The sequence below is a fragment of the Streptomyces sp. NPDC111802 genome (assembly GCF_055634335.1).
Window position 1 is genome coordinate 1 of sequence record NZ_JBVKCZ010000045.1, and the last position, 16,954, is coordinate 16,954.

16 protein-coding genes, 1 rRNA gene and 1 pseudogene are annotated in these 16,954 nt (G+C 72.8%); 15 read left to right on the forward strand and 3 right to left on the reverse strand.

Annotation, left to right across the window (positions count from 1 at the left end; translation table 11 throughout):
• The 3 genes from rrf to ACZ7NC_RS36040 form a co-directional block, all read left to right on the forward strand.
• Positions 1–97: ribosomal RNA gene (gene rrf / locus ACZ7NC_RS36030) — 5S ribosomal RNA — on the forward strand; the annotation flags it as partial.
• Positions 98–389: 292 nt separating this feature from the next.
• Positions 390–1,520 (forward strand): hypothetical protein, encoded by a 1,131-nt coding sequence (locus tag ACZ7NC_RS36035; RefSeq protein WP_471494877.1) that lies wholly within the window; start codon positions 390–392, stop codon positions 1,518–1,520.
• On the forward strand, positions 1,412–2,170 hold the full coding sequence (locus ACZ7NC_RS36040) for a tetratricopeptide repeat protein (protein WP_471494862.1): 759 nt from the start codon (positions 1,412–1,414) through the stop codon (positions 2,168–2,170). Before ACZ7NC_RS36035 ends, ACZ7NC_RS36040 begins: the two co-directional genes overlap by 109 nt.
• 54 nt (positions 2,171–2,224) lie before the next feature.
• Here ACZ7NC_RS36040 and ACZ7NC_RS36045 read toward each other — a convergent pair whose 3' ends face one another.
• A complete protein-coding gene (locus tag ACZ7NC_RS36045) occupies positions 2,225–3,517 on the reverse strand; it encodes a DUF1015 domain-containing protein (RefSeq protein WP_471494746.1) in 1,293 nt (430 codons plus the stop codon).
• A gap of 72 nt (positions 3,518–3,589) precedes the next feature.
• On the opposite strand from ACZ7NC_RS36045, the gene ACZ7NC_RS36050 reads away from it, so the two are divergent.
• The 4 genes from ACZ7NC_RS36050 (at position 3,590) to ACZ7NC_RS36065 (ending at position 7,733) form a co-directional block, all read left to right on the forward strand.
• Positions 3,590–4,618 carry an HAD hydrolase-like protein gene (locus ACZ7NC_RS36050; protein ID WP_471494748.1) on the forward strand — a complete coding sequence of 343 codons (1,029 nt, stop codon included), beginning with the start codon at positions 3,590–3,592 and terminating at the stop codon, positions 4,616–4,618.
• Between the two features lie 78 nt (positions 4,619–4,696).
• Positions 4,697–5,740 carry a FecCD family ABC transporter permease gene (locus tag ACZ7NC_RS36055; RefSeq protein WP_471494750.1) on the forward strand — a complete coding sequence of 348 codons (1,044 nt, stop codon included), beginning with the start codon at positions 4,697–4,699 and terminating at the stop codon, positions 5,738–5,740.
• A 20-nt stretch (positions 5,741–5,760) separates the two neighbouring features.
• A complete protein-coding gene (locus ACZ7NC_RS36060) occupies positions 5,761–6,837 on the forward strand; it encodes a FecCD family ABC transporter permease (protein ID WP_471494863.1) in 1,077 nt (358 codons plus the stop codon).
• Positions 6,834–7,733, forward strand: coding sequence for an ABC transporter ATP-binding protein (locus ACZ7NC_RS36065; protein WP_471494752.1), 900 nt, complete (start codon positions 6,834–6,836; stop codon positions 7,731–7,733). Before ACZ7NC_RS36060 ends, ACZ7NC_RS36065 begins: the two co-directional genes overlap by 4 nt.
• Here the strand turns inward: ACZ7NC_RS36065 and ACZ7NC_RS36070 are convergent.
• Positions 7,717–8,064, reverse strand: coding sequence for a sterol-binding protein (locus ACZ7NC_RS36070; protein ID WP_471494754.1), 348 nt, complete (start codon positions 8,062–8,064; stop codon positions 7,717–7,719). The genes ACZ7NC_RS36065 and ACZ7NC_RS36070 overlap by 17 nt on opposite strands.
• Positions 8,065–8,106: 42 nt before the next feature.
• Between ACZ7NC_RS36070 and ACZ7NC_RS36075 the strand changes: the two genes are divergently transcribed.
• The 6 genes from ACZ7NC_RS36075 (at position 8,107) to ACZ7NC_RS36100 (ending at position 14,245) form a co-directional block, all read left to right on the forward strand.
• Complete coding sequence (locus ACZ7NC_RS36075) at positions 8,107–8,412, forward strand: hypothetical protein (RefSeq protein WP_471494756.1); 306 nt, start codon at positions 8,107–8,109, stop codon at positions 8,410–8,412.
• A 7-nt stretch (positions 8,413–8,419) separates the two neighbouring features.
• A complete protein-coding gene (locus tag ACZ7NC_RS36080; protein WP_471494758.1) occupies positions 8,420–9,235 on the forward strand; it encodes a TlyA family RNA methyltransferase in 816 nt (271 codons plus the stop codon).
• A complete protein-coding gene (locus ACZ7NC_RS36085; protein WP_471494760.1) occupies positions 9,232–10,137 on the forward strand; it encodes an NAD kinase in 906 nt (301 codons plus the stop codon). The genes ACZ7NC_RS36080 and ACZ7NC_RS36085 overlap by 4 nt, the downstream gene beginning before the upstream one ends.
• A 211-nt stretch (positions 10,138–10,348) precedes the next feature.
• Entirely contained in the window at positions 10,349–12,067 is a 1,719-nt protein-coding gene (gene recN, locus ACZ7NC_RS36090) for a DNA repair protein RecN (RefSeq protein WP_471494865.1), read from the forward strand.
• Positions 12,068–12,098: 31 nt separating this feature from the next.
• Positions 12,099–12,851, forward strand: coding sequence for a hypothetical protein (locus tag ACZ7NC_RS36095; RefSeq protein ID WP_471494761.1), 753 nt, complete (start codon positions 12,099–12,101; stop codon positions 12,849–12,851).
• Positions 12,852–13,108: 257 nt separating this feature from the next.
• Positions 13,109–14,245: a glycosyltransferase family 4 protein gene (locus ACZ7NC_RS36100; protein WP_471494763.1), complete on the forward strand. Its 1,137-nt coding sequence runs from the start codon at positions 13,109–13,111 to the stop codon at positions 14,243–14,245.
• 21 nt (positions 14,246–14,266) lie between these two features.
• Here ACZ7NC_RS36100 and ACZ7NC_RS36105 read toward each other — a convergent pair whose 3' ends face one another.
• Complete coding sequence (locus ACZ7NC_RS36105; protein WP_471494765.1) at positions 14,267–15,907, reverse strand: PucR family transcriptional regulator; 1,641 nt, start codon at positions 15,905–15,907, stop codon at positions 14,267–14,269.
• 83 nt (positions 15,908–15,990) lie between these two features.
• Here ACZ7NC_RS36105 and ACZ7NC_RS36110 point away from each other — a divergent pair.
• Together ACZ7NC_RS36110 and ACZ7NC_RS36115 are read left to right on the forward strand one after the other, a co-directional pair.
• A pseudogene (locus ACZ7NC_RS36110) lies at positions 15,991–16,284 on the forward strand (LLM class flavin-dependent oxidoreductase); the annotation flags it as partial.
• Positions 16,285–16,445: 161 nt separating this feature from the next.
• Positions 16,446–16,931, forward strand: a complete 486-nt coding sequence (locus ACZ7NC_RS36115; RefSeq protein ID WP_471494767.1) for an LLM class flavin-dependent oxidoreductase — start codon at positions 16,446–16,448, stop codon at positions 16,929–16,931.
• Positions 16,932–16,954 lie beyond the last annotated feature (23 nt).

Genomic DNA, 16,954 nt, shown 5'->3' on the forward strand with positions numbered 1-16,954 from the left:
GGAAACGCCCGGTTACATTCCGAACCCGGAAGCTAAGCCTTACAGCGCCGATGGTACTGCAGGGGGGACCCTGTGGGAGAGTAGGACACCGCCGAGCAATCTTTGGGGAAGGACCCCTGGCCACCAGCGTTCAGCTGGGACCAGGGGTCCTTTCGTTTTTACAATGCTTGTGTACCGAAGACAGGAGTCACCGATGTCCACCAACTCTCCCGACGACCGACCGGAGCGCGACCCGCGGCGACGGGACAGTGGTGACCGCGGCGATCGTGGCAACCGGGGGGAGCGCGGCGGGTTCCGTCGCGACAACGATCGCAGTGGCAGTGGCAGTGGCAGTGGCAGTGGCAGTGGCAGTGGCAGCGGTGCCGGCCGCGGTGGGTATGGCCGGCGTGATGACCGTCGTGACGATCGCCGCGGCGATGATCGCGGTGACCGTGGTGGCTTCCGTCGTGATGACAACCGCGGTGGTTACGGCGGCCGTCGCGACGACCGACGTGATGACCGGCGGGGCGGCGACGATCGAGGGGCTCGGCCGCCGTTCCGGCGCGATGACCGGCCTGCTGGTCCCCGTCGCGACGATCGCGACCGTGGTTTCCGGCGCGACGGTGACCGTCCTGCCGTCCGTCGGGACGATCGAGGCGAGCGCGGGGAGCGTCGTGACGACGACCGCGGTGGCTTCCGTCGTGATGACAACCGTGGTGGGTATGGCCGACGTGACGACCGCCGTGATGACCGTCGGAGCGATGACCGCGGTTACGGCCGACGCGACGACCGCCGCGACGGCGGGGACCGTGGCGACCGTGGTGGGCAGGGTCGGCGTGACGACCGTGACCGTGGCTTCCGTCGTGACGATCGCGGCGACCGTGGTGACCGCGGCGGGTTCCGTCGTGACGACAGCCGTGGCGGCTACGAGCGCCGTGATGACCGTCGTGATGATCGTCGGAGCGATGACCGCGGCGACCGTGGCGGGTTCCGTCGTGACGACAGCCGTGGCAGCTACGAGCGCCGTGATGACCGCCGTGATGACCGTCGTGATGATCGTCGAGGCGATGACCGCGGCGACCGCGGTGGCTTCCGTCGTGATGACAGCCGTGGCAGCTACGAGCGCCGTGATGACCGTCGTGATGATCGTCGGAGCGATGACCGTGGAGACCGCGGCGGGTTCCGTCGTGATGACAGCCGTGGGGACCGTGGTGGCTTCCGCCGCGATGACAGCCGGGGCGAGCGCGGTGGGTTCCGTGGGCGGGATGACCGACGGGACGACCGTGGTGCGCGCGGGCCGCGCAGGGACGACCGTGGCGGACGGCCCGGTGGCTTCCGTGGGCGGGACGACCGGCGCGGTGACGACCGGCGTGGCGGCGGCCGGTTCCGTGACGAGCGGGATCGGGACCGTGACCGCGAGCCGATCAAGCGGCTGCCGATCCCCGAGGACGTCACGGGCGACGAGGTCGACAAGGACGTACGGCAGGAGCTCCAGAGCCTGCCGAAGACGCTCGCGGAGGACGTCGCCAAGAACCTGGTGATGGTCGCGCGGCTCATCGACGAGGACCCCGAGGGGGCCTACGGCTACTCCAAGGTGGCCTTGCGGCTGGCGTCGCGTGTCGCCGCCGTACGTGAGGCGGCCGGGTTCGCGGCGTACGCGAACCAGAAGTACGCCGAGGCGCTCGCCGAGTTCCGGGCCGCGCGGCGGATGACCGGGACCGTGGACCTGTGGCCGCTGATGGCCGACTGCGAGCGTGGGCTCGGGCGGCCGGAGAAGGCGCTGGACATGGCCGGGGCGCCCGAGGTGCACAAGCTCGACAAGGCCGGGCAGGTGGAGATGCGGCTCGTCGCGGCCGGCGCCCGGCGTGACATGGGGCAGGTGGACGCGGCCATCGTGACGCTGCAGAGCCCCGAGCTGGCCTCCAACGCCGTACAGCCGTGGACCGCGCGGCTGCGGTACGCGTACGCCGACGCGCTGCTCGCCGCCGGGCGGCAGGGTGAGGCGCGGGAGTGGTTCGCGAAGGCCGTCGAGGCCGACAAGGACGGCAGCACGGACGCCTCCGACCGGCTCGCCGAGCTGGACGGTGTCGACTTCGTGGACGCTCTCGACGAGAACGAGGGCCAGGACGAGAACGGCGACAGCACTGGTGAGCAGGCTCAGGCCGACCCCGAAGAGGGCGACAAGGAGTGAGCCGCGAGTGAAGTGAGGGGCGGGATCCCGGGCCGGGGTCCCGCCCTTCGCCGTTCAGCCGTCCAGTGTGCGAAGGACCAGGCCCGATGCGGGTTTCGGGCCGAACGAAGTCGACTTGCGGGGCATCGTGACGCCCTGGCGGGCGAGGTCGCGTACGACGTCCTCGCGGACGGGGTGCATCAGTACGGCCGTACCGCCGTCGCGTTCCGCCTTGTCGACGGTCGCGGCGGCGTCGTGGATGTAGGCGATGCGGGTGGGGTCGTCCTCGGGGATGTGCCAGACGTGGGCGAGGAGGGTCGAGTGCAGGACCGTCGCGTCCAGGGTGCGCCAGGCTTCGGGACGGTCGGCGGGGACCGTACGGGCGAGGAGGTCCGGGTCCGGTCGGTCGACGAGGTGGAAGGCGCCGTCTCCGGCGAGGAGGTAGGCGTTGCCCGCGCAGGCGGCGTCGGCCAGCGCCTCCAGGGCCTCGGTCAGCGGGACTTCGAGGCGGCTCACGCGGAACAGGCCGTCGAGGGCGGCCAGGGCGTCCGGTACCGGCAGCGTGTGCAGAAGGCGGTGGATGGCGCGGACACGCAGGGGGTAGCGGGCCGTGTCGACCAGGAGGACCAGGCCGTAGTCCCAGGGGCTTGGCGAGCCGTGCTCCGCGCGTAGACGGAGATACGTGGCCCAGCGATGGTGGCCGTCGGCGATCAGGGCCTGGCGGTGGGTCAGGTCCGACTGGATGCGGGCCAGGTCGGCGGGGTCGGTGATCGCCCACAGGCGGTGGCTGAAGCCGTCCTCCGTGGTCGTCGAGAAGAGCGGTGGGCCTTCGATCGCGCGCTCGATCACGGACGTCGTGTCGGCCGCCGTTCCATTGCCGCGGTAGGTCAGCAGCAAGGGCTCGAGGTTCGCGGAGGTGGCGCGCATCAGGGCCGCTCTGTCCGCGACCACGTGCGGCATGACGTCCTCGTGCGGCAGGACCAGGCCCTCCGACGGCTCCGACACGCGCAGGGCGCCGATGACGCCGCGCTGGAGCATGCCCTCGCCGTCACTCTGTTCGTAGACGTAGAGACCGGGCTCGGGGTCCGTGATCAGTACGCCTTCGGACAGCCATTGGCGCAGGGTCTTCGCGGCCTGTTCGTTGCGGGCGGCGGGCGTCTCCGCCTGGGGGAGGATCAGGCGGACGATGTTGTGCGGGTCCGCGTCCTGGAGGTGGTGCAGGCCGTCGGGGCGGACGACGACGTCGTACGGAGGGGATGTCACGGCGGCCAGGCTGCCGACCCGGTCGGGGTCGTAGCGAAGTCCTCGGAACGGGGTGAGTTCGAGGCCTCGGCGCGCCGTTGCTTCCGGGTGACCTGCTGTGTTCATCCAGGCATCGTACGGGTGTCAGTGGTATGGGGGATGATCGGGGGAAAGCCGTCGAACGAGGAGCGATGCCAAATGAGCCAGAGCGTCAGGAGGAGCCCCGCGGGCAGTGGCCAGGCCCTGAGCGAGGCATACGACACGGCGCTGCTCGACCTCGATGGTGTGGTGTACGCGGGCGGGAACGCGATCACGCACGCGGTCGCGTCGCTCGCGTCCGCCCGGGCGGGCGGGATGCATCTGGCGTACGTCACGAACAACGCTCTGCGGACTCCGGACGTCGTGGCGGCGCATCTGACGGCGCTGGGGATACCCACGGGCGCGGATGACGTGATCACCTCGGCGCAGGCGGTCGCTCGGCTGATCAGTGACCATGTGCCCGAGGGCTCCCGGGTGCTGGTGATCGGCGGGGAGGGGCTGCGGGTGGCGCTGCGGGAGCGCGGACTGGAGCCGGTGGAGTCCGCGGACGACGATCCGGCGGCGGTCGTGCAGGGGTACGGCGGGCCGGAGCTGGCGTGGGGGCGGTTCGCGGAGGCGTGCTACGCCATCGCGCGCGGGGTGCCGTGGTTCGCGTCCAACACCGACCTGACGATTCCGAGCGCGCGGGGCATCGCGCCGGGTAACGGGGCGGCGGTGGAGGTCGTACGGATAGCCACCGGCGCCGAGCCGCGGGTGGCGGGCAAGCCGATGCCTCCCATGCACCGGGAGACGATCCTGCGGACCGGTGCCGAGCGGCCGTTGGTGGTCGGGGACCGGCTGGACACGGACATCGAGGGAGCGTTCAACGGGGAGGTCGACTCGCTGCTCGTCCTGACCGGCGTGACCGACGGCGCGCAGCTGCTGGCCGCGCCGCCGCAGCACCGGCCGACTTATGTCGACGCCGATCTGCGGGGGTTGCTCACCGGGCAGCCGGAGGTCACCGGGGCAGGGGAGGGCTTCCGGTGCGGTGGCTGGACGGCGACCGCGCGGGGAGAGCGGCTGGAACTCGACGGTGAGGGGGCGGCCTTGGACGGGCTGCGGGCGCTGTGTGCGGCGGCCTGGACGGCGGCCGGGGACGGTTCGTGCGCCTTGGACTCGGGAAAGGCGCTGGCACGGCTGGGATTGTGAGCCGTCGCACGGCTCCCGAGCGAGAGAGGACGCCCGGCGGGATCGTGGCCGAATGGCAGGGTAGGCTAACCTAACTGCGTGTTGGTCGACAGTCCTCCCGAACAGCGCGCGGAGTCCCAGTTCGCGCCCCCAACCCGACGGGCGATACGTGCCGTTGGGCTGCTCGTCTCTGTCCTGATCCTGCTGGTCGTCGTGTTGGCCAGCATCGCGATCGGGGCGAAACAGCTGTCTCTGGGGGAGGTCTGGCACGGGCTGTTCGAGAGTTCCGGGACCTACGGCGACGTCGTGGTGGACGACCGGATCTCGCGCACCGTCCTCGGACTGCTCGCCGGCGCGGCACTCGGTCTCGCCGGGGCCGTGCTCCAGGCGCTCACCCGCAACCCGCTCGCCGACCCCGGGCTGCTCGGCATCAACGCGGGCGCGTCCGCGGCGGTCGTCACCGCCATCACGTTCCTGGGCGTCACCAGCCTGCACGTCTACGTCTGGTTCGCCTTCCTCGGCGCTGCCGCGGTCGGGGCGCTGGTCTGGTTCCTCGGCGGCAGCCGGGGCGCCACACCGGTCCGGCTCGCGCTCGCCGGTACGGCGATCAGCGCCGCGCTCTACGGCTATCTCCAGGCCGTGATGATCATGGACGACGCGGCGCTGAACAAGATGCGCTTCTGGACGGTCGGTTCGCTGACCTCGGCGACGGACTCCACCATCAAGCAGGTGCTGCCGTTCCTCGTCGCCGGCATGGTCCTCGCGCTCGCCCTCGCCCGGCCGCTGAACGCCATGGAGATGGGCGACGACACCGCCAAGGCCCTCGGCGCCAACCTGAACCGCACCCGGGTGCTGGCGATGCTCGCCGCGACCGTGCTGTGCGGTGCCGCGACCGCGGCCTGCGGGCCGATCGTGTTCGTCGGCCTGATGGTGCCGCACGTCGTGCGCTCGTTCACCGGACCCGACCTGCGCTGGATCCTGCCGTACGCGGCCGTCCTTTCGCCGGTGCTGCTGCTCGGCGCCGACGTCCTCGGCCGGATGGTCGCCCGGCCCTCCGAGCTCCAGGTCGGCATCGTCACGGCGATCCTCGGCGGACCGGTCTTCATCTTTCTCGTACGACGGCGGAGGACGGCCCAACTGTGAAGACCGCAGTGAAGACCGCAGTGAAGAGCGAACCGAAGACCGCTGCGCCCGACGCGCCGAACCGCTCCAACCGCGCCGTGCGGACCGCGGGCGGGCTCTCCGTCCGCCTCGACGTCCGGGCGCTGACCGTCGTCGTGCTGCTGCTGCTCGCCGCGCTCGCCGCCGCCGTCCTGCTGATCGGCACCGGCGACTTCCCGATCGGGGCCGGCGACGTACTCAGAACGCTGTTCGGCGAGGGCAACGCGGGTCAGGAGTTCATCGTCAACGAGCTGCGGCTGCCGCGGGTCCTGGTCGGGCTCCTGGTCGGTGCCTCGCTCGGCGTCGGCGGGGCGCTGTTCCAGGCGCTGTCCCGCAACCCGCTGGGCAGCCCGGACATCCTCGGCCTCGGACAGGGGGCCACGGCCGGCGCGCTCGTGGTGATCGTGCTGTTCTCCGGGGACGCCGACCAGGTCACCGTCGGCGCGCTCGTGGGCGGACTCGCGACCGGGCTCGCCATCTATCTGCTCGCCTGGAAGCGGGGCGTGCACGGCTATCGACTGGTCCTGGTCGGTATCGGCATGTCCGCGATCATGACGGCGGTCAACGGCTATCTGCTGACCAAGGCCGACCTGGTCGACGCGGCCCGCGCGGTCGTGTGGATGACCGGTTCCCTCAGCGGCCGTGACTGGGCCCAGGTCTGGCCGCTGCTGGCGCTGTGCGCCGTCCTCGTGCCGCTCGTCCTCACCAATGCGCGGGGGCTGCGGATGATGGAGATGGGCGACGACGTCTCGTACGCCCTGGGGGTGCGCGTCGAACGCGTACGGCTGCTGCTGATGCTGTGTGCCGTGCTGCTCACCGCCGCCGCCACCGCGGCCGCCGGTCCGGTCAGCTTCGTGGCGCTCACCGCCCCGCAGCTCGCCCGGCGCCTGACCCGCTCGCCCGGCCCGAACCTGCTGCCCTCGCTGTGCATGGGCGCCGCCCTCCTGGTCGCCGCGGACTGGATCTCCCAGCGTGTCTTCGGCGCCGACCAGATGCCCGTGGGCGTGGTCACGGGCGTGCTCGGCGGTGTGTATCTGCTGTGGCTGCTGGTCACCGAACGCAAGGCGGGCCGGATATGAGGGCCGGCGGCAGCAACGGCGGCGAGAGCCTCAGCAGCGGGCCGAACCATGGGCTGAACAACCGAAGGAGCACTGTGAACCGCCTGTCCGCCGACCACGTCACCCTCGCCTACGACCAGCGGGTGATCGCCGAGCAGCTGTCGGTGGAGATACCCGACAACTCCTTCACCGTGATCGTCGGCCCGAACGCGTGCGGCAAGTCCACCCTGCTGCGGGCGCTGTCGCGGATGCTCAAGCCCAGCCAGGGCCGGGTCCTGCTGGACGGGCAGGTCATCCAGTCGATGCCGGCGAAGAAGGTCGCGCGCACGCTGGGTCTGCTGCCGCAGTCGTCGATCGCGCCCGACGGGATCACCGTCGCCGACCTGGTGGGCCGTGGCCGTTACCCGCACCAGGGGATCCTGCGCCAGTGGTCGACCGAGGACGAGCGGGTCGTACAGGAGTCGATGGAGCAGACCGGGGTCGCCGAGCTCGCGGATCGCTATGTCGACGAACTGTCGGGCGGTCAGCGGCAGCGTGTGTGGATCGCGATGGCGCTCGCCCAGCAGACACCGCTGCTGCTGCTCGACGAGCCGACGACCTACCTCGACATCCAGCACCAGATCGACGTTCTCGACCTGTGCGCCCAGCTGCACGAGGAGCAGGGGCGCACCCTGGTCGCGGTGCTGCACGACCTGAACCACGCCGCCCGGTACGCCACCCATCTGCTCGCCCTGCGCGGCGGGGCGGTGATCGCCGAGGGCGCGCCCCACGACATCGTCACGGCCGAGCTGGTCCAGGAGGTCTTCGGGCTGCGCTGTCAGGTCATCGACGACCCCGAGACGGGCACGCCGCTGGTGGTGCCGGCGGCGCGCAAGGCACGTACGGAAGCGAAGGTGGCGGCTACAGAAGCTTCCTGAGGAGCAGCAGGTCACGCACGCCCGCGTGCAGCGACACCCGGCCGGAGCCCCACGCCTTGGCGAAGCTCAGCTCGCCGCCGACCAGGGCGACGAGGTCGTCTCCGGTCATGCTCAGTCTGATCTGGGCCTTCTCGCGGGGCGGGCCCTCGAGCGTGTCATGGACGTGGATCCGGCCGTCCGCCATGCGGCCGACGAACGTGACGTCCAGGTCGGTGATGTGACAGCTCACCGAGCGGTCCAGGGCCGCGGCCGCCCGGGTGTCCCCTTCGGCGCGCTGCATGTTGTCCGAGAGCTTTTCGAGTGCGGCGCGGCACTCCTCAATCGTGGCCATCGCGATCGACGGTACCCCAGCGGTTCGGGGTAGCGTCTGGGCATGAGCGACACGGTTCCGGAGACGGAGATCCCGGTGGAGGAGGCGGCGGACGAGTACGCGGTCGAAGCGACCGAACCCGAGTACGATCCCGCCGCCCCCGCCCCGCTGAACGTCCCCCGCACCCCCACCGGCGACGCCGACGTCGATGCCCAGCTGGAGCGGCTCGGCGACGCCGACCACCTCGCCACCGACGGGCACCTCGAGGTGTACGAGGATGTACACCGGGGGCTGCGCGACGCGCTCACGGCGCTCGACGCCCGCCCGGGACCTCCGGCGCCCCCGTCGACGTATGGGACGAGGAGCTGAACCGAACGTGGCAGGAGTCGCACGCCGCCGTCTTGACGCGGAGCTGGTCCGCCGGAAGCTCGCGCGTTCGCGTGAGCACGCCAGCCAGCTGATCGCCGCCGGGCGGGTCACCGTCGGCAAGACCGTCGCGACCAAGCCGGCCACGCAGGTGGAGACGGCGGCGGCGATCGTGGTCCAGGCCGACGGCAGCGATCCCGAGTACGTCTCGCGCGGCGGCCACAAGCTCGCGGGCGCGCTGGAGGTCTTCGTGCCCCAGGGGCTCGCGGTGGAAGGACGCCGGGCGCTGGACGCCGGGGCGTCCACGGGTGGCTTCACCGACGTGCTGCTGCGGGCGGGGGCCGCGCATGTGGTCGCCGTCGACGTCGGATACGGACAACTCGCCTGGACTCTCCGAAGCGATGAACGCGTCACCGTCAAGGACCGTACGAACGTACGCGAGTTGACGCTCGAAGCGATCGATGGGGAACCAGTGGATCTTGTCGTGGGGGACCTGTCCTTCATCCCGCTCGGACTGGTGCTGCCCGCCCTCGTGCGGTGCGTGAAGCCGGATGCCGATCTGGTGATGATGGTCAAGCCGCAGTTCGAGGTGGGGAAGGAACGGCTGGGCAGCGGGGGAGTCGTACGGAGTCCGCAGCTGCGGGCGGAGGCCGTGCGCGGTGTCGCCGAGAAGGCGTGGGACCTCGGGCTCGGGGTGAACGGGGTCACGGCGAGTCCGTTGCCCGGACCCTCCGGGAATGTCGAGTACTTTCTGTGGCTGCGTGCCGGGGCGCCCGCTCTGGACCCGGCCGACGTTGACCGTGCAGTGGCGGAGGGGCCCCGTTGATGCAGAACCTGACTCGTACTGTTTTTCTCCTCGCCCACACCGGGCGGCCGGCGGCCATTCGCAGCGCCGAACTGGTGGTCAAAGGACTGCTGCGGTCGGGGATCGGCGTGCGGGTGCTCGAGGCGGAGGCGGAGGATCTGCCGCTGCCGGACGAGGTCGAACTGGTCAAGGAGGCGACTCCGCAGTGCCTCGACGGGTGCGAGCTGCTCATCGTGCTCGGCGGTGACGGGACGCTGCTGCGGGGCGCCGAGTTCGCGCGGGCGTCCGGGGTGCCGATGCTGGGCGTCAACCTGGGCCGTGTCGGGTTCCTCGCGGAGGCCGAGCGGGACGACCTCGACAAGGTCGTCGACCGGGTCGTGACCAAGGCGTACGAGGTCGAGGAGCGGATGACCGTCGATGTCGTCGTGCATCAGAACGGCGACATCGTCCACACGGACTGGGCGCTGAACGAGGCGGCCGTGCAGAAGGCCGGGGCGGAGAAGCTCCTTGAGGTCGTGCTGGAGATCGACGGGCGGCCGGTCACGGGGTTCGGCTGCGACGGGATTGTGCTGTCTACTCCGACCGGGTCCACGGCTTATGCCTTCTCCGCGGGTGGGCCCGTGGTGTGGCCCGAGGTCGAGGCGTTGCTGATGGTGCCGATCAGTGCGCACGCGTTGTTCGCGAAGCCGTTGGTGACCTCGCCGGATTCTGTGCTCGCGGTGGAGGTTCTGCCTCATATTCCGCCGGGGGTGCTGTGGTGTGACGGGCGGCGGACGGTCGAGTTGCCGCCGGGTGCGCGGGTGGAGGTGCGGCGGGGGGCTGTGCCGGTGCGGCTGGCTCGGCTGCATCATGCTTCGTTCACGGATCGGTTGGTGGCGAAGTTCGCGTTGCCGGTTTCCGGGTGGCGGGGGGCGCCGCATTAGCCCGTTCGCCGGGGTGTGAGAGGCACGTCGGGCGGCTGCAAGCCCGATGTGGCTGGTCGCGCAGTTCCCCGCGCCCCTGAGGGCGTGACACTCGCCTGGGTGACAATGTGCGGCCGATACCCATTCGTCACCTGCACCTTCACATCACGGACCCGGGGGCCGTCGCACTTCCCCGTGCTGACCTCGTAAGGTCGTGTCCGTGTTGGAGGAGATGCGGATACGGTCGCTCGGAGTCATCGACGATGCGGTCGTCGAGCTGTCGCCGGGGTTCACCGCCGTCACGGGTGAGACGGGTGCGGGCAAGACCATGGTGGTCACCAGCCTGGGCCTGTTGCTCGGTGGGCGGGCGGACCCGGCGCTCGTGCGGATCGGGGCCGAGAAGGCGGTCGTGGAGGGGCGGATCACCGTTCCCGCGGGCACCTCGGCCGTTGTGCGGGCCGAGGAGGCCGGGGCCGAACTCGACGACGGGGCGTTGCTGATCAGCCGTACCGTTTCGGCCGAGGGGCGGTCCCGGGCGCATCTGGGCGGGCGCAGCGTGCCCGTGGGGATGCTGGCCGAGCTCGCCGACGAACTCGTGGCCGTGCACGGGCAGACCGATCAGCAGGGGTTGCTGAAGCTGTCCCGGCAGCGGCAGGCGCTCGACCGGTACGCCGGTGACGCCGTCGCCGTGCCGCTCGCCAAGTACGGCGAGGCGTACCGGCGGCTGCGGGCGGTCTCCGTGGAGCTGGAGGAGATCGTCACGCGCGCGCGTGAACGGGCCCAGGAGGCCGACATGCTGCGCTTCGGGCTCGACGAGATCGCGGGGGTCGAGCCGCGCGCCGGTGAGGACGTGGAGCTCGCCGAGGAGGCCGAGCGGCTGGGGCACGCGGAGGCGCTGTCGTCCGCTGCCACGGCCGCTCACGCCGCCCTCGCCGGCAATCCGGAGGACCCCGAGGGCATCGACGCGGCCACGCTCGTCGGGGGCGCGCAGCGGGCCCTGGACGCCGTGCGCTCGTACGACCCGGCGCTGGCCGCGCTGGGCGACCGGATCGGGGAGATCGGGATCCTGCTGGGCGATGTCGCCGGGGAGTTGGCGGGGTACGCCGACGACCTGGACGCCGATCCCCTGCGGCTCGCGGCCGTCGAGGAACGGCGGGCCGCGCTGAACGCTCTCACCCGGAAGTACGGCGAGAACGTCGCCGCCGTGCTCGCCTGGGCCGAGGAGGGCAGCGCGCGGCTGACGGAGCTGGACAGCGACGACGACCGGATCGACGAGCTGACCGCCGAGCGGGACGCGCTGCGGACCGAGCTGGGCGGGCTCGCGCAGGCGTTGAGCGATGCGCGGGCGGAGACCGCCGAGCGGTTCGCTGCCGCCGTGACGGCGGAGCTGGCCTCGCTCGCCATGCCGCACGCGCGCGTGTCGTTCGCCATCCGGCAGACCGAGGACCCCGAGGGCGTGGAGGTCGGCGGGCGCGCCGTCGCCTACGGGCCGTCCGGCGTGGACGAGGTCGAGCTGCTGCTCGCCCCGCATCCGGGCGCGCCGCCCCGGCCGATCGCCAAGGGCGCGTCCGGCGGTGAGCTCTCCCGCGTGATGCTCGCCGTGGAGGTCGTGTTCGCGGGCACCGACCCCGTGCCGACGTATCTCTTCGACGAGGTCGACGCGGGCGTCGGTGGCAAGGCGGCCGTGGAGATCGGACGGCGGCTTGCCAGGCTGGCCAAGTCCGCGCAGGTCGTCGTGGTGACCCATCTGCCGCAGGTCGCCGCCTTCGCCGACCGGCAGTTGCTCGTCGAGAAGACCAACGACGGCTCGGTCACCCGCTCCGGTGTGAAGGTCCTGGAGGGCGAGGAGCGGATCCGGGAGCTGTCCCGGATGCTCGCCGGCCAGGAGGACTCGGAGACCGCGCGGGCGCACGCGGAGGAGCTGCTGGAGACGGCTCGGGCCGACGTGTAGGCCGGGCCTGGGGGCTGCGTAGGGTGACCGGATGATCAAGCCGGTCCTCTCCTTCGGTCTCTCCGCCACCCTCACCCGCGTCGCCGTCGCCGCCCTGCGGGCCAAGGCCCCCGGCGGCCGTGACCGCTGGGAGCGGAAGAACTACGCCGGGCGCACCGTGGAGTTGTACGCCGGGCCCGCCTCGGCCCTGGCCACCGCGGTCGGGGTCGGGCGGGTGTCGCCGGCCGCCGGGTTCGCCGTGGCCGTCGCGGGAATCTGCGGGGCGTACGACGACGTGGCCGGGGCGGGTGACGCGCGACGCGGGTTCGGGGCGCATCTGCGCGCTCTTCGGGACGGCGAAGTGACCAGCGGGGCCGTCAAGTTGTTCGGGATCTCGGCCGCCGGGCTCGTGGCGGGCGCCTTCCTGAAGGAGCGGCTGTTGGACAAGCTGCTCGCCGGGGTCGTGATCGCCGGCGCCGCGCATTTCGTCAACCTTGTCGATGTGCGGCCCGGGCGTGCCGTCGCCTCGGTGCTCGCGCTCGGCGCGCCGGGGCTGCTGCGCGCAGGGCCCGGCGCCGAGCCGGCCGCCACCGCCATGGGGGCCGCGGCGGCCGTGCTGCCCGACGACCTCGGGGAGCGGGCGATGATCGGCGACACCGGGGCTCATGCGCTGGGCGCGGCCCTCGGGGCGGCCGTCGTCGCCGGGAGCGGGCGTGCCGGGCTGGTCGCGCACGCCGCCGCCGTCGTCGCCGCGACGGTGTACGGCGACAGGGTGAGCGAGATCGCACGCGGGCCGGTTCGGTGACCGTCGTGGGCGGATGGAGTGTGCGCCACGCGCGCGTGTTCGTGCACCAACGCCGCCCCGACTCACTCGTGCAGGTGACTCCGTCCGCCGCGTTGCCCGCCCCGCGTCCCGCCGCGGTTCCCGGAACGCCCGTGCGTCCTGGCATCCTTGGCGTAAACACGTCGTACGCGTAGGGATCCTCGCGGTACACCCCCTCCGCCCGATCCTTCTGTACTTTCTTCGTGACCGCCCCACCCACAACCAGGAGCCCCGGCCACGTGACCCCCGTGAGCAGCCACTCACCGCACGGCCAGTCGTCGCTGCGCACCGTGCAGGTGCTGGGCGGCGGCAACGCCGGCAGCAGCGTGCATGTGCGATCGCTGGCCTCGGGGCTGGTCGCGCGGGGTGTGCGGGTCACGGTGTGCGCTCCGGTCGAGGCCGATCGCGCCTACGACTTCAGCGGAGCCGGCGCCGAGCACGTCCATGTGCCGCGCAGCAGCGACCCCGCCTCGGTGGCCGCCCTGCGGGCCGCCTGCGCGGACGCCGACCTGGTGCACGCGCACGGACTGCACGCCTCCTTCCGCGCGGTGCTCGCGCTGAGCGGGCGGCGCACCCCGCTCGTCGTGACGTGGCACGACCGGGCGCACGCCGAGGGCGCCCGCGCCCATCTGGTACGGCTGTTGGAGCGGCGGGTCGTCAAGGCCGCCTCCGTCGTCCTCGGGAGCACCTCGGCCCTGGTCGACCGGGCCCGCCGCACCGGCGCGCGGGACGCGCGGCTCGCCGCGGTCGCCCTGCCCGGCCGGAGCGGCCCCGTCGAGCAGGACGACCCCGACCGGCGGCGGCCCAAGGTGCGCGCCGAACTCGGCGCCACCGGGCGGCCGTTGCTGATCGCCGTCGGCTCGCTGGAGCGGCATCGCGGCTACGACGTACTGCTGGACGCCTCGCGCGCGTGGCGGCGGCTCGATCCCGCGCCGTTGGTGGTGATCGCGGGCGAGGGCGCGCTGCGGGCCGAACTGCAGCGCCGTATCGAGGACGAGGAGCTGCCCGTGCGGCTCATCGGACGGCGCGACGACGTCGCCGAGCTGCTCGCCGCCGCCGACATCGCGCTGCTGTCCAGCAGTTGGGAGTCACGGTCCGTCCTGGCCCAGGAGGCCCTCCACGCGCGCGTGCCGCTCATCGCCACCGACGTCGGCGGTATGCGGGAACTCGTCGGCGACGCGGCCGAACTCGTCCCGTACGGCGACCCGGACGCCCTCGCCGACGCCGTCGTAGGACTGCTCGCCGATCCCGAGCGGCAGGACGCGCTCAGGGAGCGGGGCGTGCGGCAGGCGGCCACCTGGCCGAGCGAGGACGAGACGGTGGCCCAAGTGCTCAGCGTCTACGACGAGTTGACGCAGCCTCGGCCCATGATCTAGACGGCCGGTTCGGCGGTCCGGCTAGGCGACATGCCGTCGCGCCCGCAGCGCCAGGCTCAACGCCAGTACCGTCTGCGGGTCGTCGAGGTCGGTGCCGAGCAACTCGCCGATGCGGGCGAGGCGGTTGTACAGCGTCTGCCGGTTGAGGTGCAGCTCGCGTGCGGTCTCCGCCTTGCGGCCGGCGTGCGCCAAGTACGTCTCCAGCGTGGGCAGCAGGGGTGGCTTGGAGCGGTCGTCGTGGTCGCGCAGCGGGCCGATCGCGCGGTCCACGAAGGCCGCGAGGTCGGGATGGTCGCGCAGCCGCCACAACAGCAGGTCGATGTCCAGGCGGCGGGCGTCGTACCAGGGGCGGTCGGTCAGGCCCTGTGCCGCCGTGGCCGTCTCCGCCGCGTGTCTGAGGCCCGCCGAGGCCGCCGCCCAGCCGCCGGCGACCCCGACGACCACGACCGGCGGCCGCGCCCCGGGCCGCTGGATCCCGGCCCGCTCCACGCCCGCCCGCAGCGCCGCCGCCACCTTGTCCGCGACCGCCGACCGCTCCGACTCCGCACGCAGGCCCAGCAGCACCGGGACGCGACCCTCCACGGGCCGTACGCCCAGCAGCACCGGCACCCCCACCGAGGCCAGCTCCTCCCCGACCGCGCGCGCCAGCACCGCCCAGCCGCCTGGCGCCGGCCCGTCCCCCAGCCGCATCACGACCGGCAGCAGCGGGCCTTCCCCCGGCTTGAAGCCCAGTACGCGCGCCTGCGCGGGAGCGTCCCCGGCCGCGATACGGCCCTCCGCGAGGTCGGTCAGGAAGTCGCCGCGGCCGCGGGCCGCCAGCTCCTCCTCCTGGCGTGCCTGCATCAGCACCACGGCGAGGATGCCCGCGGCCCGCTCGGCGGCGATCCGGTGCACGGGCGCGAGCGGGCCGAGCACCGGCAGCAGTGCGAGCCGGGCCCGGACCGAGGCGGTGCCCTGGCCGCCGCCCGGCACGTCCACCAGCACCGACCCCGCGGGCGGCGGCGCGTCCTTGTGCGGCCCGCGCAGCCCCTCCCACACCTGCAGCGGGTCCGCGCCCTCGGGCCCGGCCCCGGCGGCGTACAGCAGCCGGCCGTCCGTGGTCTCCAGGAAGACCGGGTTGTCGCTGAAGTCCGCCAGGATGCCCAGCACCTGGGGGACCCCGCCGCCGCCGAGCAGGGCTTCGGTGCAGCGGCGGTGCACCTCCTCGGCCCGTTGCAGCAGCGCGTAGTGGCCGTTGACGATCTCGGTGTGGATCTCCTCGGTGACCGTCACGAACGGGACCTGGCGATGCAGCTGGACGAGCGGGAGACCGGCCGTGCGTGCCGTGTCGACCAGCGCGGCGGGCAGCCGGGTGAAGCGGGCGCCGAGCTCGATGACCAGGGCCGCGATGCCACGCTCGGCCAGGGTGCGCACGAACGCGCGCTGGTCCGCGGGGCGGGTGCCCAGGCCGTAGCCCGTGGTCAGCAGCAGCTCCCCGCCCTTCAGCAGGGACGCGATGTTCGGCACCTCGCCCGCGTGCACCCAGCGCACGGTCCGGCCCAGCCGGTCGGCGCCAGCGAGGATCTCGGGCAGCCCACTGCGCAGACCGGGCAGCTCCAGCGCCCGCCGGACGGTGATCCCGGCGCCGTGGGTGTCGAATCCGCTGTTCATGCCGCTGTCCATGAGCCGGACGCTACCGGTGCGCGGGCTTCCCCGACAGCTTCGAACGCGTTCATGGAAGCGGGGGCCCGGGTAGCCGCGTCGGCATGGACTACAGCGTGGTTGCCGTGGCGCGGGAGGACGACAGTGCGATCGAGGAGCCGTTGCGGGTGGCCGCGGTCGCCGACCGGCTCGGGTATCGCGAGGTATGGGCGGGGGAGGGGCCGACCTGGGACTCCTTCGTCCTCGCCACCGCAGCCGGGCGGGCCACCGAGCGGGTCGCGCTGACGGCCGGGCCGGTGGCGGTGTCGGTGCGTGACGCGTTCGGCATCGCGCGGGGTGCCGCATCGGTCGCGGCCGTCGTGGGGCGGCCGGTCGGGGTGGCGCCGGGGACGTCCAGCAAGCGGGTCGTCGAGGGCGTGCACGGGGTGCCGCGGGTGCGGCCCGCGGCGGCGATGGAGGCCTCCGCGGACGCGGCTTCCTGCACGGCGAGCCCGGCGAACCGGTCGTCCCCGGCAGCACCTTCCGGCGCCGCCACCGGCCGCCCGGCGGCCCGCTCACCGTGGCAGCGTTCGGCGACATCGCCACGGCGGCGGCGCACGCCGACCGGATGCTGCTCGACAACGTCTCGCCGGCACAGGTCCGCACGCTGCGGGCGAAGCTCGACGCGGCCGCCGAGCGCGCGGGCCGTACAACGCCGCCGACCCTGGCCGCCTGGCTGCCGGCCGCCGTCGCTCCCGACCCGGCCTGCATGGCACAGGTCCTGCGGAGTATCGCCGGGTATCTCACGGTGCCCGGCTACAGCGACATGTTCGAGGCGGCCGGTTTCGGGGAGGCGGTCGAGCCGACCCGTACCGGAGCCGACGGCGACACGCTGGTCCGGGCGCTGCCCGCCGCTGCGGCCCGCACGGTCGGCCTGGTGGGCGACCTGGACGCCGTACGCGCGCGTGCCGAGGAGTACGCCGAGGCCGGACTGGACGAGATCGCCCTCGTCCCGGCCACGGCGGGCGATCCGGGCGGGGAGCGGACGCTGAGGGCGCTCGCCTGACCCGCACAGTGCGAGAGCCGGCC